Source organism: Paenibacillus sp. WLX1005 (assembly GCF_046603685.1).
GTDB lineage: Bacteria > Bacillota > Bacilli > Paenibacillales > Paenibacillaceae > Saccharibacillus.
On record NZ_CP176756.1, the window covers coordinates 372,934 to 390,128 of the forward strand.

The 17,195-nt window shown below is 51.7% G+C and carries 11 protein-coding genes; 7 read left to right on the plus strand and 4 right to left on the minus strand.

What is annotated here, in order from left to right; translation table 11 throughout:
* Positions 1-11 precede the first annotated feature (11 nt).
* From ACE3MZ_RS01560 to ACE3MZ_RS01590, 7 genes are all read left to right on the plus strand, one after another.
* Positions 12-1,901: an FAD-dependent monooxygenase gene (locus ACE3MZ_RS01560; protein ID WP_411344806.1), complete on the plus strand. Its 1,890-nt coding sequence runs from the start codon at positions 12-14 to the stop codon at positions 1,899-1,901.
* Positions 1,902-2,157: 256 nt separating this feature from the next.
* The gene (locus ACE3MZ_RS01565) at positions 2,158-6,357 is read left to right on the plus strand and encodes a TerB N-terminal domain-containing protein (RefSeq protein WP_411344807.1); all 4,200 of its coding nucleotides are present in this window, start codon (positions 2,158-2,160) and stop codon (positions 6,355-6,357) included.
* Between the two features lie 7 nt (positions 6,358-6,364).
* Positions 6,365-7,777, plus strand: coding sequence for an ATP-binding protein (locus ACE3MZ_RS01570; RefSeq protein ID WP_411344808.1), 1,413 nt, complete (start codon positions 6,365-6,367; stop codon positions 7,775-7,777).
* The gene (locus ACE3MZ_RS01575; protein ID WP_411344809.1) at positions 7,774-10,014 is read left to right on the plus strand and encodes a DEAD/DEAH box helicase; all 2,241 of its coding nucleotides are present in this window, start codon (positions 7,774-7,776) and stop codon (positions 10,012-10,014) included. The genes ACE3MZ_RS01570 and ACE3MZ_RS01575 overlap by 4 nt, the downstream gene beginning before the upstream one ends.
* 200 nt (positions 10,015-10,214) lie before the next feature.
* On the plus strand, positions 10,215-11,315 hold the full coding sequence (locus tag ACE3MZ_RS01580; RefSeq protein WP_411344810.1) for an FAD-dependent monooxygenase: 1,101 nt from the start codon (positions 10,215-10,217) through the stop codon (positions 11,313-11,315).
* Between the two features lie 193 nt (positions 11,316-11,508).
* Entirely contained in the window at positions 11,509-12,282 is a 774-nt protein-coding gene (locus ACE3MZ_RS01585; protein ID WP_411344811.1) for a GTP cyclohydrolase II, read from the plus strand.
* Between the two features lie 405 nt (positions 12,283-12,687).
* Entirely contained in the window at positions 12,688-12,864 is a 177-nt protein-coding gene (locus tag ACE3MZ_RS01590) for a Spo0E family sporulation regulatory protein-aspartic acid phosphatase (RefSeq protein WP_411346664.1), read from the plus strand.
* A 270-nt stretch (positions 12,865-13,134) separates the two neighbouring features.
* On the opposite strand, the gene ACE3MZ_RS01595 is transcribed toward ACE3MZ_RS01590, so the two are convergent.
* The 4 genes from ACE3MZ_RS01595 to ACE3MZ_RS01610 form a co-directional block, all read right to left on the minus strand.
* On the minus strand, positions 13,135-13,965 hold the full coding sequence (locus tag ACE3MZ_RS01595; RefSeq protein ID WP_411344812.1) for an aldo/keto reductase: 831 nt from the start codon (positions 13,963-13,965) through the stop codon (positions 13,135-13,137).
* Between the two features lie 256 nt (positions 13,966-14,221).
* The gene (locus tag ACE3MZ_RS01600; protein ID WP_411344813.1) at positions 14,222-14,788 is read right to left on the minus strand and encodes an NADPH-dependent FMN reductase; all 567 of its coding nucleotides are present in this window, start codon (positions 14,786-14,788) and stop codon (positions 14,222-14,224) included.
* Between the two features lie 382 nt (positions 14,789-15,170).
* Entirely contained in the window at positions 15,171-16,415 is a 1,245-nt protein-coding gene (locus tag ACE3MZ_RS01605; RefSeq protein WP_411344814.1) for a CynX/NimT family MFS transporter, read from the minus strand.
* Positions 16,412-17,098: a FadR/GntR family transcriptional regulator gene (locus ACE3MZ_RS01610; protein ID WP_411344815.1), complete on the minus strand. Its 687-nt coding sequence runs from the start codon at positions 17,096-17,098 to the stop codon at positions 16,412-16,414. The genes ACE3MZ_RS01605 and ACE3MZ_RS01610 overlap by 4 nt, the downstream gene beginning before the upstream one ends.
* Positions 17,099-17,195: the final 97 nt, after the last annotated feature.

Consider the following 17,195-nt stretch of genomic DNA (forward strand, 5'->3'; position numbering starts at 1 on the left):
GAGAGCTGATCATGCCGAAACCATCTCATGCGGAACAACATACGTCCTGTGAAGTGTTGATTGTGGGAGCGGGACCGACGGGATTGACGTTGGCAATCGAACTGGCGCGCCGAGGCATCCATTGTCGCATTATCGATCAAGCCGATGAGCCTTCGCGGTACAGCAAAGCACTGGGCGTTATGGCGCGCACATTGGAGCTGCTGGAGCAAGCGGGGCTGGCGGAAGAATTCACTGCTCGTGGACTGCCGATTGAACAGGTCAGCATTTATGGTGGCAAAAAACAACTGGCGGATGTACCTTTCGGTCAGCGCATCGCCAGCAAATATCCGTACGTGCTCATGTTGCCGCAAAACGAAACGGAAGAAATTTTGCTGCAACGGTTGCAACAGCTCGGCTTGCAGGTAGAACGTAGTACGACGTTGACGGCGCTTCAGCCGTATGATGCGACAGCCAACGAGACGCAGCACACGGACAACTCGTCAGTGGTGACTTCGGCGGCAACTCATACAGCAGACGTTGACAGCGCGCAGCCAGCAAGCCGAACAGCACTGCCGCATTTTGTCTCTGGCAGCCGAATACAGGTGAATACTGCATCGTCTACCGGACAAAATGGCAAACCGTCTACCTATCGCCTGACTGCGACCATTGTGCAGAATGCCTCCTCTGATTCAGCTGTCACCTCCCATATTCATGCAGGCTGGGTCGTTGGATGCGACGGCGCGCATAGCACGGTGCGTCATCTGCTGCGCATGCCGTTCAAAGGAACTTCGATTACGCAGGATTTTGCGCTTGCTGATGTGATGGTATCTGGTCAGATTGCGCATGACCGTTTGCAGATTTATTTGCATCAGGGACGAATCGCCGCCTTTTTCCCGATGAAAAGTGGTCGTCATCGCGTCATTGTTGCTTCGCCAGTTCAGCCGCAGCATCAGGCAGAGGACAAGGATGGCACGGGGAAAGTACGGCAGATTTCGTTGGAAGAAGTGCAGCAGGTGCTGGATGAATGTACGAGCGGGCAGTTTACCGTGTCAGACCCGATCTGGATGACGCGCTTCTCGGTCAATCAGCGCAAGGTCGAGCATTATCGCTCAGGTGCGGCTCTGCTGGCAGGGGATGCAGCGCATATTCACTCTCCGGTCTGCGGACAGGGCATGAATACAGGCATGCAGGATGCGTTTAATCTGGGCTGGAAGCTGGCGCTGATCTGTCAGGGACGAGCGGATGAGATGCTGCTGGACAGCTACGAAGAAGAACGCGAGCCGGTAGCCCGCTCATTGCTGCGCTGGACTGGCGTATTTACTCGGCTCGCGATCAATCGGTTTCCACTGCTGGCAGCGGCGCGCAATACGGTAGCGCCGTTGTTATCGTCGCGCAGCATCGTACAGCGTCTAATGGCGCGTGCGATTTCGGAAACGGATATTCATTATCGGCATAGCGAACTCGTGCTACGCGGGGAGAATTGGCGACATGGTATGGTCGCGCCTGGCGATCGTGCGCCGGATGCAGGAGCAGGGCTGGACTGGTGGGATAACCGCAAGCATTTGCTGCTCGTATTCCCAGAAGCGTCGCCACAATTGCCATCTCCAGCGAATCCCGAGTTGTGGGACGAGGATGAGCGCACTCGTATTCCGCTACTCATTCGGATTGGCGACAGCTGGCGGTCGGTGACGGAGATTGTGAATATTTTGCCGGATCAGTCGTTAATGGTGCCCCAGCCGCAGCCTGCTCATTTTCGTCAGGATGCAGGTTCCGTATTACGCAAGCTATACGGGATGGAGCAAGGTGGGTATGTGATGATACGCCCGGATGGATATATCGGCTTTGCGGGTAGCTTGAAGGACGAAATGGAATTAATTGGATGGGTGTATCGATTATTCCGTATCCCATCTGCGGTGAAATAAAAAAAACACCATATGCAACACATGCCCCGAACGCTGCTGCCGCACTATTGTGAGACTTTCACGATAGAACTGGCAAGCAGCGTATTTGTTAAAAATCACGAAAATATGTTCGTTCCCTATACCAATCGCCCAAAGGCATCATGTATAATTGGATATTATGTTGACCGACGGATGACCGGAAACGGTCGTATTGTGATATCCACCAATAACGTATTGCGCATAGATGATTACGCACGCAGAAAGGCCAGGTTCTACCATGACACTATCTTCTCCGGTATCCCTTACAGATAAATCATATATTGCCCTGCTGAGCTTCGAGGAAGACCGAGGCTTTTTCCTGCATATTTCCTATGGCAGTCTGGTGATGGAAATGGACAAGGCGCTGGAGATCCAGCAGCTGGTAACTGGACGTGTACTGGAAGGCGATGAACGCTGGCAGGTGAGCGCTTCGGGACATACCGAATGTCTGCTCAGCACTGAAGAAGCGGGCAAACTATACGCCCGTTTGCTGCGTATGCTGCCGGGTACGCTAGAGATGGACGACGGTGTGCCAGTGCAAGCGTACTGGGATAAACATGCTGCTGCTGTTCTGGCAGGGCATGGGGAAGCCACGTCTGCTGTCCTGTATGAAGCACCGGAATGGCAGGATACGTTTATAGACAATCTGGATGATATGCCGGATATGAATCAGCATGAAGGTGACGAGCAAGGAATACACATCGAGCCAGGATGGCGCAAGCAATCGTCAGGTTCGGATATTCCCAAATCTGATACAACTATATCCGCTGGAATATTGGTGAATACGCCGCTGCGTAGCCAGCCGGCACGGCAGATTCCGGCAGATTGGCAGACGACGGGAAGTAGAGCAGATCACCAGCACATGGAAGCAATGACAACAGACGTGTTGCCAGAACAATCGTATATTCCGTATAACGACGAGTTTGTCGCCGATGTGCATCAGGAAGTGAACTGGATTCTGGAAGGGCAAAGAGAATCCAGGAACGGGATCGGACAGGTGATGGCGGTGCCGATGATTCAGATTGGCGGTGTTCGCTATCCAGCGGTGGAATTGTCGCGGCGACTGCATGCTGCTGGGCGCTATATTGCGCTGGATGACGGTGGGCAGGTCGAGATCGATCTGCTGCGCGAAATTGGACTTGGACCGATGGGACGGATGGCAGACGGTACGCCACTGGATCGTCATAGCAAGCTGACGCCGCAGGAAATTATCCAGCGCGGTTCGGAGCGATTGCGTGGACCGTGGTCGACGATGCTGTTACCCGGTTTGGAATTGCCCAGTGACGATGGCGAGCGCAGCTTGACGGTGCACTTTGACTTTCTATGTCAGTGGGGATTGTCCGGTGGGATACTCGGCGGTGTGATGCACCATGCCGACGATCTGGGCGAGTTTCTGTCTGAATGGTTACGTCGTGAGCCGGATTGTCGTATCGGTCTGATTGGGAAAAAGACACAGCTTACCGCTCTGCGCAAGCTGTGGTCCGATCTGCTGGAACCGTACTGGCAGGATGCATCCGCGCCAGTAGTTAAAAGCAAAAGCGCTGCATCGCCCCGTCCGCTAATCGCTGTGCCAGTCAGCATGTTGACCCAGCGCGCTGCGGTACTGCCGGGCGGCGTCGATATCGTCATATATCTCGAACCGGATGAGATGACCGCTGATGTGACCAGCAAAATGTACCGCGCTCTGAACCGAATTCAGGCGCGAGTGCGACTATCGGTCTTTGCCGAAGAACAATTGCTGGACGAGCCGCATATGCGCACCGCCCAGACAAGTTTGCTCAAGTTATTTCATTCGGTCGTACGCGAATACGCGATTGCAGATCCGCAGCATCCGCTGACCGCGCTGCCTCCGGTTTTTGAAATGGAGCCGAAGCGAGCCGCTCAACCCGGTTTGCCGCAGCTTGCCCGCGCTGGTGGGTTTGCCGAGATTCAGCTAGGTAATGAGGACAAAGGCATGTCCATTCCGCTGCGTCCGATAGTAGATCATGACGAGCGCACAAGCCCCACGGAACGCAACAGCTACACCGAACGCAGTCACAGTCACTATAATGAACAAACTAGCTCCAATGAACATGGGCTGGATCATCATATGATGGATCACGACAATCCATCTGTAGAGAATCATCGCCCACGCGAAGTGCTGAACAATACACAGCCAAGCGATAAGGCAGAACGAATGGAAGGCTTGTTGCAGGAGCTATCCAGACAGGGCATCCATATTCAGCGTCCGCCTGCTTTTGCCACATCGGAACCGCTGGATAGGGAAGAGACATCCGCACGTATGGAATATGGTGAGGAACATATTCCATATGATGGTGCCGAACTGGAAATGTCGCCAGAGCAACAGCGCCGCAGCAACCTGTATATTCCACCAGTGCAGCAGCAACGCGCGCTAAACTGGGAAGTAGCAAGTGGCGACTGGACGAAGCCATCTACCGCATCTAACCGTCAAAATGATACCAGTCAGCACGATGATCATGTAGACGAGAACAGCCACAATCCATGGGAATCGTCCGTATCGCTACCATCAGCTTCACCCGGCATGCCAATCATGCTGTCCAAAACGGAAGGACGTACGTATGCCATTCCACCAGCAGAACAAGCACCATTGCCATCGCAATCATCCTTTGCCAACATGGACAACGATTCTAATGACATCACAGACTGGCGCGCTGACCATGACAATGAACTGACTATTGAATTGGAGCCATTGCATCAGGAAGGTTTATCGACCTACGCTTCGCAAGGACAGCCTTTGTCGGCAGCCGAGGATGCGCAGGATCGTAGTCGCTCGATGTCGGCGATCCAGAGTGCGGAATATATTTTCGCCTGTCGGGCGCATGATATGGTAGAGCAGGTAGAGGACGAAGCGGAGTTTGTACCGTTTATGAGCTATTGGCCGACCTATGAGAGCATGACGTGGCGGCAGAAGAAATGGTACTTTTACTGGCGCAACGAAGTACGGAATGAACGCTATCCGACGACTGATCTGTCATACATTTTCCTGCTCTGTTACGAGATTATTAATGGGGCAGGCTGGCAGGAGCCGCTGGACGGTCATCATCTGCTGATGAATCTGTGGCGTCAGTATCGTCGTCGCTTTCATAAAATGGATCGGTATCTGCCACAGTGGATTATCGATTTCTCGCAAGTGCATAGTCTGAACGAATCGCTGCTGGAGCTGCTGCTGGAAACGCCGCGCCATGTGTCGCAGGAGCTGGTCGATCTGGAGTGGGAGCGCATTTGGAGTGCATCGCCGATTCAGTTACCTTTTGCATTGCTGCCGCAGCTGCTAGATTATGATCTGGAGCGTAGCCGCTTGTATGCCGAGCAGGGCGGCGATGTGATGCGTCAATATATTCCGAAAGTACTGGCAGCGATTGATGCTTTTCTGGATAAACAGCAGGGAACACGCTTGATCCAGCTATTCCGTCCGCCTGTCTATCGTGAAAATGAACGGTATCTGTTCCGCAGTGCTGTTTACGATGCTTCACGCTATGGACGCACTAGTCTGGTGCGCCGTTTGCCGCTAAGTGAGCACAAGCCGCTGCGCGAATTTCTAACCGGCATTGTCAAAATGACCGAAAATGAACTGCGCCGTCACTTGAATGTGAACGGGCGACTGCGCATCAACCCGCCGGTGGAGCCGGAGATTGCGCGTCTGATTGAGCGCTATGTTCGCCGTGCGTTTACACCGGTCGAAGAATTGCCAGCACCGCGCCGGGTGGAGATCAACGCCGATCTGCTGGAGCAGTTGCAAGCAGACTCCGCTGTCGTGCGCGATATGTTAACGCTGCGTCAGGAAGAGCTGGATGTGATTCAGCAGGAAGCGAACGAAGAAGCACAGCGTCAACAATGGGCATCTACGCTTGCAACGTCTCATAACGAGCCAGATTATACTGCTGAACTGGATAGGAACGGTAAGAACGATAAGAACGAGAAGAGCGATACGAATGATACAGACCCTATGTATGATGATCTGACAAGCTGGATCTCCACCGGCTCCGAGCATGACGATCCCGACTGGACGCAGATACAGGAGCAGGAGGAGTCCGCAACAGATGCGGAGTCGGTATGCGACACTGATTCGGTATCCGATTCTGATTCTGTACGTGATACCGAGTCTGTCGATGATATACACAGCAGCACAGCCATCTCTACAAACGCAACACTGGGCAATATGAGTGAACTGGATGAAGAATGGCAGGATTGCTTGAATGCTTTACAGCCGCAGCATATCCAATTGCTAGCGGCGATGCTGAATGGCGCCGATGAACACGCACAGCAAGTCGTCGCTGGACGCTATAATACGATGGCGGCGCTACTGGCGGACGAGATCAACGATCTGGCGATGGATCATATCGGCGATCTGCTGCTAGATAGCGGCGAAATGATGGAAGAATACCGATCCATACTGGATGCAATCATCATGAGGTGAACTGGAAATGAATGAAGTGAAAATACCAAAACGCATCACGACCGCACTGGTCAACTCGTTTGCTGCCGGGGTTGTTCCGCGCATCGGGCTGGAGCATGTGGCAGTCGGTCGCAAATACGAGATTGAATCCATTTTACGCGAGCTGGACAATGTTGCCGATGGCGGTGCGGCGTTCAAGCTGATCACCGGTCGGTACGGCAGCGGGAAAAGCTTTTTGCTGCAAATGATTCGCAACTATGCGATGGATCGCGGCTTTGTCGTTGCTGATGGCGATCTGTCACCTGAACGTCGTCTCACGGGCGCGAAGGGACAGGGGCTGGCAACATACCGCGAGCTGATGATCAATCTGTCTACCCGTACTCGTCCCGATGGCGGCGCACTGGAATCGATGCTGCAAAAATGGATCTCCAATCTGCAATTGCAGGTGATGGAGGAACAGGGCGTTACTGCGGATGATCCGTCCATCGGCATCGAGGTACAGCGCCGCATTCATACGGTAACTGGCGAGATGGAGGGCTGGGTACACGGCTTTGATTTTGCCAAAGTATTGTCTGCGTACTGGCAGGGCATTCGTCTGAACGAAGATGCGCTCAAGCAGTCTGCGCTGCGCTGGCTGCGCGGTGAATACCAGACCCGTACTGAAGCGCGGCGCGAGCTGAATGTGAGCGTCATTATTGACGATGATGGCTGGTACGATTATATGAAGCTGTGGGCGGAATTTGCTGCTCGTATCGGCTACAAAGGATTGCTGCTGTTCGTCGACGAAGGTGTCAATCTGTACAAAATCTCCAACAGCGTCTCCCGTCAAAGCAATTATGAAAAGCTACTGACTATCTTCAACGATACGATGCAGGGCAAAGCCGGTCATCTCGGCGTCTTCGTTGGCGGCACGCCGCAGTTTGTCGAAGACCCACGCCGTGGATTGTACAGCTATGAAGCGCTGCGTTCCCGATTGGCAGAGAGCCGATTCGGTAGCAGCGGTACGAAGAATTTTGCTGGCCCGGTCATTCGCTTGGAGATGTTGTCTCATGAAGAAATTCTGCTTATGCTGCAAAAGCTGCGCGATATTCACTGCCAGCATTACAAATACGACAGTGTGCTTCAGCAGGCGCAGCTTGTTTCCTTTATGCAAACGGCGGTATCGCGACTGGGCGCAGATGAATTGCTGACTCCGCGCGAGGTGGTGCGTGATTTTGTCGATCTGCTGAATACACTGCATTTCAACGAAGAATTGACGTTTGACCATCTGCTGGGCGAGTTAGCATCGGCGCCAGCGGCGTCATCGAACAGTTATAGCGCAGATGATGAAGACCGTCCGGCAAAAGCGGGCGGCGCGCAGTCGACTTCCACACGGGCGAACGGAGCCGCACCGAAGCAGCCGGATGATGTGGATGACTTCTTGGCGGAGTTTGACCTGTGAGCGGGCATCCGTTTTACCGGATGGCGCCGTTTATTCAGGAATACATTTATCGTAGCGGCTGGAAAGAATTGCGGGAGGCACAGGTGGAAGCATGCCGGGTACTGCTGGATACGCCCCATCACCTGCTGATCGCATCAGGTACAGCCTCAGGCAAAACGGAAGCTGCCTTTTTCCCCGCGCTGACCGCATTATATGAGCAGCCGTCTAAATCGGTAGGCATTCTGTATATCGGGCCGCTCAAAGCGCTGATTAACGACCAGTATGAGCGGCTCAAAGGCGTGCTGCGGGATGCTGACATTCCGGTCTGGCACTGGCATGGGGATGTACCGCAATCACATAAGACGAAGCTGGTACAGAATCCATCTGGCATTTTGCAGATTACACCGGAATCGCTGGAAGGGCTGCTCATGAACAAGCCGAATTCGATTCCAGCGCTGTTCGGCGATCTGCGCTATATTGTCGTTGACGAAGTGCATGCTTTTATGGGTGTAGATCGTGGGGTGCAGGTGTTGTCGCAATTGTCGCGTATTCAGCGCATGGCTGGTTGTCGTCCACAGCGAATCGGTTTATCCGCGACGCTGAGCGATTACGAGAGTGCCTGTGAATGGCTGTCTTCGGATACCGGGCAGCCGGTAGAGATCGTATCGCCGCAAGGCTCGCGCAAACTGCGCATTAGCGTAGAGCATTTCTCGTTTCCCGATGCGCGCAATGAAGAACAGGCGCAGCAGCTTGAATATGCACAGCAGGCGTATCACAATTTCATTTACGACCAGACGCATCATAAGAAAGCGTTGATCTTCACTAACAGCCGCTCGGATGCTGAATATTTGACACTGGAAATGCGTAAAGTTGCTGCTCATCGGCAGGAACCGGATATTTTCCATGTGCATCATGGCAGTATCTCGGCGATGCTGCGTGAAGAAGCGGAAGCGGCACTACGCGAAGGCTACGGGCCAGCTGTAGCAGCGGCGACGCTGACATTGGAGCTTGGAATTGATCTGGGCGAACTGGAGCGTGTCATTCAGCTGGGCGCTCCGTATTCTTGTTCCAGCTTTGTTCAGCGGCTTGGTCGCTCCGGGCGACGCGAAGGAGCTGTCTCGGAAATGATCTTCGTCTGTCCAGAGGAAGAGGATGAGCAAGCGCAATTACCTGCGCGCATGCCATGGATGATGCTACGAGCGATTGCGGTCATTGAGCTATATGTACGCGACCGCTGGGTCGAGCCGTTCAGCGCGCGTAAGCTGCCGATTGGCATTCTATATCACCAGACGATGAGTACGCTCAAAAGTATGGGCGAAGCCGAGCCTGCCGAGCTGGCGCGTGCGGTGATGACATTGCCACCGTTTCGGCATTTTACAGTGGAGCAGTATCAGCAATTTTTGCGGTATCTGTTGCAGCTGGATCATATTCAGCAGACGGAGGAAGGTACGCTGATTATCGGCATGGCGGGCGAGAAGATCGTCAACAACTTCCGCTTCTACGCCGTGTTTAAGGATGACGAGGAGCATGCCGTTTACAACGGTTCAGAGGAAATTGGTTCGATTACGACTGTGCCGCCGCCGGGCTACTGCTTCTCGCTGGCAGGTAAGCTGTGGAAAGTAGAGGAGATCGATAGCCGTCACAAGGCGGTCTACGTCAAATCGTCCAAAGGCAAAGTCGATACGCTCTGGCTTGGTGCAGGCGGCGACGTCGACACCCGCGTGATGCAAAAGATCCGCGAGATTCTTGCTTCCACCGATCTCTACTCGTATCTGGCACCTAACGCTGCTTCCCGACTGGAGCGCGCACGGCGGCTTGCACGGGAAACTGGATTACTGGATGAGATCGTTATTCCGGCGGGTGGCGATTCGTGTTTTGTATTGCCTTGGTTAGGAAGTAAGCCGTTCCGTACACTGGAGCGGATGCTCAAGCATAATCTTGCTGAACGACTCGGAATTCGCGCTGTCACGCCGATGGAGCCGTATTATTTTGTCGTCTCAGGCAAGGCGGATGCGGCAGAGCTGCTAGCTGAGATGATCGCCGAATGCAAACATATCGATTATCCTGAGCAATTGCTGGGCGAGGAAGAAGCGCCGTATCTCGGCAAGTATGATGAATTTATCCAGCCTGGACTAGTACGGCAAGCATTTGCAGCTGATGGTTTGGATCTGGACGGATTGCGGGATGGACTGCTAAATATCCAAAATATACAAATTAATTTGAATCCGCCATCCGATAAAGAAGCTAGAGAGTCGTAATCTCTGGCTTCTTTTCCTATTCCCATCGTGGGTGTATCGCTTCTTAGATGCAGAAACACATATGACAATATACGAATACACAAAGTTGACAAAGCACATTTTCTTAAATATAATCTACTTATTAAAAGTAAGTAATAAACCAATAGAGCGACCACTACTACAAATAAAGGTACTGTAATCGCGGTGGGAAGGAGAAGCCGATGAGTTTGCATGCAGAAGTAATTATTGCGGGAGCGGGTCCCGGCGGTGCGCTACTCGGGTATTTGCTCGCAGCTAGCGGAGTGTCCGTGATTTTGCTGGAACGGCATAGTCATATGGATAAAGAATTTCGCGGGGAGCATCTGAACGCACAAGGAGAACGTATTTTGAAGGAGCACGGACTGTACAAGCGCGTACAGGAGGCGGGGTTACTGCTGATGGAGCGTGTGGAATATTTTCAACAAGGACGCATCATCAAGACGATCTTGCCCGGTCCGGGTGAACGACATACCGGTATCCATGTTCCACAAAAAAACCTGCTGCATGTACTGATCGGCGAATCTCTTCCATTCCCGAATTACAGACTGATGATGGATACAACGGTCACCGAGCTGCTACACGATGAGCAAAGTGGAGCCGTCAACGGCGTCAAAGTGCGCCATCAAGGGGAAGAACAGATCATACACAGTCAACTGGTCATCGGCGCAGACGGACGTTACTCTACCGTGCGCAAGCTGGCAGGCATTAGCACGCGCATTCTCAAGCACGGCTTTGACCTGCTGTGGGCGCGCATTCCCGCACCGGCAGGCTGGCCTGCCACTGTACGGATGGCGCTTGCCAATGATTCGCAGCTGGCGTTATTCAGCCAGCAGGGTGGATATATTCAGGTCGGCTGGAATATTCAGCAGGACAGCTATCGCAAGCTGCGCAAACAGCCAGTAGAGCCATTTGCACGCGCACTTGTCGAGGCATTTCCAGAACTAGAACAAACCGTGGAGAAGCATATCCGCACATGGGATGATTTTGTGCTGCTTCAGGTGCAGAGTTGTGTGTGTGATACATGGGTACAGCCCGGACTAGTCATTATGGGCGATGCGGCGCATACGTTCAGCCCAACTGGCGCCATCGGCGTGAATAGCGCTATGCAGGATGCCCACATATTGGCTCCACTGCTGCTGGATGCGCTGCGGTCGGGTGACACCGGACTGGAAACACTGCGCCAGTTTGAACAATTGCGCCGTCAGGAGACAACTGCCGAGCTGGATATCCAGTTTGCCAAAGAATCCAGCTTCAGCGGCAATTTCCCGGCATATCAGCCGTAAAGTAGCATCAGGCGAAGTCATCGCTTTTCAACATGTTGAGTACCAACTATGGAGATGATACGCATTCACACCATGGACAGTCAGAGGACACAAGACGGGATGAAGCGGAATGAATGCAGCCGGTTCATCATCCAATTTTGAATATAACACGTATCTATCGTTGACAGAGATACACAACCGGAGGTAATTCATAATGATTAATCCCAAAATAGCAGATGCCCTCAAAGATCGTATACAAATTGTACCCAGTGGTGAAAAATCCATCTATCTGGTCGGCCCGATTCGTCTGCCAGTCAATCTGGATGGCGAAACGGTCGTCTTCCAGTGGTATTGCTGGTTGCGCTGTGACAATATGCCGGGCGCAGAATGCGGCAACCCGAATGTTGATCATGCGGCAATTATCGAGATGCTATCCTCGTCCAATCTGGCGGAAGCACAGCAATCGAGCGTACTCGTATACGGCGACTTCCAAGGTTCCGCTGATGCGCTGATTCGCATGCATAGTATTTGTCACACCGGCGATATTTTCGGTAGTAAACGTTGTGACTGTGGCTATCAGCTGAAGCAGTCGATGAAAATGATCGTTGCTCATGGCACCGGCGCATTGTTCTATCTGGCAAATCATGAAGGACGCGGCATCGGTCTGTTCAGCAAAGCGATGGCATACGTATTGCAAGAGCAAGGTCTGGATACAGTAGAAGCGAATTTGGAGTTGGGCTTTGAAGACGATACGCGTAACTATGACGATGCGATTGCCGTACTCGGTCAACTGCGTCAACAACCGGTAACACTAATCACCAACAACCCGCGCAAGCTGGACGCCTTGCAGCGCTCCGGTGCAGTCGTAAGCGGTCGTGTGCCGCTGTGGGGAGATATCTCCGAATTTAACGAAAAATATCTAAAAACAAAAGTGAATCGTTCCGGTCACTTGGGCAGCGGACCACTGACCAATGCAGCGGGCGATTAAGCTGTTGTTGGATAATTCATAACAGCAATACAGCAGATGCAGCAGGCAGCCGGAACTACATATCCGGGCTGCCTTTTTGCATTATGCCCAGATTTGTATTAAAATTGCCAAAAGCTAAAATTTGAAATATCGGCGGCTGAAAACAGAACGTTGTACAGCCTATCCAGCGATGAGGATAGAAGCGTAATCGCGATATACCCGATCATTTATAGAATTATGTAACTTTATAATGTAAAGTACGTGTAAATCTGATATGGTAGAAATAGGAATCGTTTGGTAAAATTCGTAGACAGAGCAAGCTATGCAGACTGCCTTAGAATAGAAAGATATAGAGACGTACAAATAAGCAGCTGTTCCTTTTACAGATCGCGGCAGGAGGTGAGTTTCTTGGAAAGTCTTAAATTAATGGAAGAGTGCATCGAACAGGAGCGCCGAGAACTTAATGAGATGGTGCAATTCTATGACCTACAAGACCACCGCGTATTGGACCAGTCGAGACGAGTAGACTCCATACTTAATCAGTACAATCATTTGAAGCAGGCACTTTTGGGTACTCGCAGTTCAATCGTAGGGTCTTCATAACCAAACGGGAAAGACGAGCGGAATACGTAGCAAGCGACAGGGACGCAACATAAGATTCCACTATACAGATACACAATCATTCTACTCATTCCAGCCTCCGTGCCTAGCGGGGGCTTTTTTATATGTATAGGGAATGATGTGGAACGTAGCAGCTGTATCCGTAGCAGACGTATCTGTGCAAGCAAAAACAACCGCCTGCCGACCATGGGATATGGTTGACGGGCGGTTGTTGGTTGTATTTAGCTTTGGGCTACATCGTAGCAGCCTAAGTTAGAAGTTAAAGTTGTCCGGGTCTGGGCCAGTACGCTCGTTTTTGTTGAGCGCGTTCAGCTGGTCGATCTCATCAGTCGTCAGCTGGAAGTCGAAAATGTTAGCATTATCGACAACACGTTCTTCTTTTACAGAGCGAGTCAGAACGACAACACCTTTATCCAGTACCCAGCGCAGTAACACTTGTGCAGGGCTTTTACCGTATTTATCGGCGATGGATTTGACGGTTTCGTTATCGAACAGTTTACCGCGAGCGAGCGGGGACCATGCTTCGACTTGAATGCCTTTTTGCGCGCTGTAGTCCAGCAGTTCGTTTTGCGTGAGCAGTGGGTGGAATTCCACCTGATTGACCGCTGGTACGACTTCCGCATCTGCCAGCAGATCGTCCAGATGATGCGGTTGGAAGTTACTTACGCCGATTGCACGGATGCGACCTTCTTTGTACAGCTTTTCCATCGCACGCCAGGAATCTTTGTACTTGCCTTTGACTGGCCAGTGAATGAGGTACAGATCCAGCACATCCAGACCGAGCTTGTTCATCGTATCGTCAAACGCTGCCAGCGTAGATTCGTAACCTTGATCGCCGTTCCACAGTTTGGATGTCACGAACAGTTGGTCGCGCGGTACGCCGGATTCGCGGATTGCTTTGCCGACGCTTTCCTCGTTTTTGTAGGCTGCGGCGGTATCGATCAGTACATAACCTGCATTGATCGCAGCAGTTACGGATTTGGTTGCGTCTTCGCCTTCTTCGACTTGCCATACGCCCAGACCGAACCATGGGATTTCCACACCATTGTTCAGTTTGACGGTTGTTTTGATATCTGTTGTCATTCGTGATTCCTCCTTCAAGGGTGCTTTTGGCTTCCTTATAGAACATACCCTAATCTGAGCGTGTTAATCGGGATTCGCTGGAAAAATTCCTGTTTTTGAATCGGTATCTACCACTACGGAAAGGAATAACGGGATAGGCTCCAGGGAGAAAGGAGAATCGATGGAATGGGAGACAGTTGTAGATTCTCCTCTCTACAAGGTCGCTTGCTCCCCTTATTTCCTTTCCAGCGTTCCGAGCAGCATGGGATACAATGTATTAGTTTATGGATGGATGACAAGACTGGTGTAGGAATTGGAGCAGAGCTTGCAGGTTTTGTTTTAACGTAGGGTCTGTGATGGTGCCCTCTTTGGATAGCTTTAAGGTGATGTGCGGGATGGTTAGGGTCGTTGTGTCTGATAGTTGGGCGTTGATCATTTGTAAGGTGAGCAGTAGGGAGGCGTTGGCATAGTTGCCGCCCAGTGGCGATGGAGAGGCTGTGATGACGGCGGTCGGTTTGTTGACAAATTCACCGGACGATACGATCCAGTCGAGGGCATTTTTGAGTGCGCCGGGTACGCCATTGCCGTATTCAGGCGAGCAGATCAGAACGCCGTGAGCTTGGCTGAGCTGTGTTCTAAGAGTTTGGACAGGCTGAGGTACTTGATCGGTATCGAGATCTGGATTGAAATGAGGCAGGTCGCCGAGACCGGTATAAGTGGTGAAGTCCAGATAATCTGGGGCAAGATTGATGATAGCGTTCATCAGCGTTGTATTGGAGGAAGACTGGCGCAAGCTTCCTGAGATGGCGAGTATGTTCGTTGTAGGATGCATAGGATGATTCATGGTGGATGTCCTCTTTTCTATAATTGGGATATTGGAATCGGGATATGTAGTAATGTTGTGACTGGTATACAGCGGAGCGACTACCTTTAGTATAGAGCAGTGTGGAGTGATGGCGGATGAAGATTGGATGTATCCTTTGTATGCAAGGGGATGTGATGGGAAACATAGAGTAAGCAGTCTGGAAGTATAGCTGCGGCAAGATGAATAGGAGTGGGAGATCGAAACGGAATAGAAAATAAAAACAAAATAAAAATAAAAAATGGAGCGGCAACCGTATGTGGATGCTGCTCCGTTCCATGATGAGAATGACGATCATCCGATGATTCCACAATCAGATAGTGTGATGTTTGGATTGGTAGGAGTAGCCAATGAATGTTTGAAGCTACTCCACATGAATCTCGGTGTCTTTGGTAGCGGTAGGGTAGATATAGCCTTTGCTGCCTGCTCCTAGACCGGTGTAAAGAAGTGTCGCTGCTGCTGCGACGAGTAGCAGCAGTGGAATCGTCCAGCTGTTGGAGACGTCGTGCAGGATACCGAATAGGGTAGGACCGCAGGCGGCTAACAGGTAGCCGACGGATTGTGCCATACCGGAGATTTCGGTTGCTTGTTCCGGTGTCTGGGTACGCAGGTTGAAGAACATCATCGACAGGCTGAAGGCAGCCGCACCAGCGATACCGATCAGGATCAGGCAGACGGCGATGATGCCGATATGTCCGCTGCCGAAGATGATACCGAGCAGACCGATCAGGTACATAGCGACCGTTCCGGCGACGAGCAATCGTTGGGTCGCAAGACGCGCCGCCAGAATCGGGATAATAAAGTTAAAAGGCAGCATCGAGAATTGCATCAATGACAGCATGTAGCCGGATTGTATGCGCGATAAGCCTTGTTCTTGCAGAATATCCGGCAACCACGCAATCGAGACGTAGAAGATCATCGACTGCATGCCCATGAAAAAGGTGATTTTCCACGCCAGCGGCGATTTCCACACGCTATGACCCGAAGTATGCGAGCGCTTGGCGAGACGAGCCACTTTGTTGTGACGCAACTGGGTGAGCCAGAACAGCAGTGCTCCGGTCGCCAATACTGTCCATGTGAGCAGCGATCCTTTCCAGCCGAGTCCAGCGCTCAATGCCAGCGGCAGGCTGATTGCCGATGCCAGCGCAGCAAATACATTACTGCAAATCGAATAAATACTCGTCATCAGCCCGATCCGATGTGGGAATTCACGCTTGATCAGACCCGGTAAAATGACGTTGATCACAGCAATCGCCAGACCTGTCAGAAAGGTACCAGTGACCAAGATCCCCAGTCCACCAAACGGACGCATCCAGCCGCCGATCATCATGACGATCATCGAGAAGAAAATGATCTTTTCCATGCCGTAATTGCCAGCCAGCTTGGCGACAAAAGGAGATAATAATGCAAACGCCAGTAGCGGAATAGTCGTCAGAAAGCCCGCCATCGTATTGGAAATGGGGAAATCAACACGAATCAGATCCAGTAGTGGACTAAGCCCGGTAATCGGACTACGCATCGTACAAGAAACAAACAGAATACAAAACAGCAAAAACGCCGGATTCCGCAACGGTGCAGACTGACCGGGTATAGCAAGGGTACGCTTCATTGCTTGAAATCTCCTTCAGTCATAATAGTTTTAAAATAATGAATATAATCGTCCACAATTGCCGCTGCCTGCTGCTCATTCTGCTGGCGAATAGCGTCGATCAGATTGTGATGCCCGGTATGATCGTTGTCGGTCGTCAGCTCGGTCGTGCTCATGATCGACATTTGAATCCGTTCAAACATATGATTGTACAGATCGACCAGCAGCGGATTGTACGATGCCGCGATGATCGTATGATGCAGCTGCATATCAACCTCAACGAATGCTTCGATCTCGCCAGCATGTGTATGCTGCAAGCAGAGGGCGGAATAATGCTCCATCTGTTGTAGATCGTCCTCTGTGCGGCGCTGGCATGCCAGAATGACCGCTTCACGATCCAGCGCATGTCGGACTTCCAGAATCTCGATGACGCTAGAATTACCGATCCGCTTTTGCAATACCGAGCCGAGCGGACTGGCGGCGATGACAAACGTACCGTCTCCCTGACGCGTTGCTAGCAGACCGATATGCACCAAGGCGCGAATCCCTTCACGCAGCGTATTGCGGCTGACGCCAAACTGCTCCATCAATTCCGCTTCTTTTGGAATGCGCATACCGACGGTCCATACGCCGCTGCGAATCTGCTCCTCCAGCCGTTCGCACAGCTGCTCGACCAGCGATTTCTTTTCTAATTTATCAAACATATGCTTCACCGCATTTCTGTATATATAGATTGCCAGTTATCATCAATAATCGTTTTGAATGTAAAGGTAGGATGATTGGTCTATTGGACATTTTAAG